General features: G+C 66.3%; 1 protein-coding gene. It reads right to left on the reverse strand.

Annotation, left to right across the window (positions count from 1 at the left end):
- Positions 1 to 103: 103 nt before the first annotated feature.
- Positions 104 to 505: HpcH/HpaI aldolase/citrate lyase family protein (locus tag AC4FS3_RS29585; RefSeq protein WP_491023512.1), on the reverse strand; the 402-nt coding region annotated here is incomplete at its 5' end.

The following is a 505-nucleotide window of genomic DNA, read 5'->3' on the forward strand; positions in this document are numbered from 1 at the left end:
GACGCGCCAGGAAAATACGTCCAGGCAATGGTGGAGCCCACCTGGCCGCGCCGGCCCCATCCCGGGCGCATGGGCGCGCCCGGGCAGGCAAACGGCGCCGCGCTCAGAGGCCGTAGAGGGCCGCGTAGTCGCTGTCCTTCGAAGCGACAATCTTCGCCAGATCAACGATCACCTTGGCCTGCTTCCAGGTGGCGTCGTCCTGCATCTTGCCATCGAGCAGCACGGCGCCAGTGCCGTCCGGCATCGCTTCAAGGATGCGTTTCGCGAAGGCGACCTCGTCCTTGTCGGGGCTGAACACGTTCTTGGCGATGGCGATCTGGGAGGGATGCAGCGACCAGGCGCCGGCGCAGCCGAGCAGGAAGGCGTTGCGGAACTGGGCCTCGCAGGCTTCCGCGTCGGAGAAATCGCCGAACGGGCCATAAAACGCCTTGATGCCATTGGCCTGACAGGCGTCGACCATGCGGGCGATGGTGTAGTGCCAGGGATCCTGCTGGGCGATCTGGCG

This window comes from Pseudogemmobacter sp. TB195, from assembly GCF_058313095.1.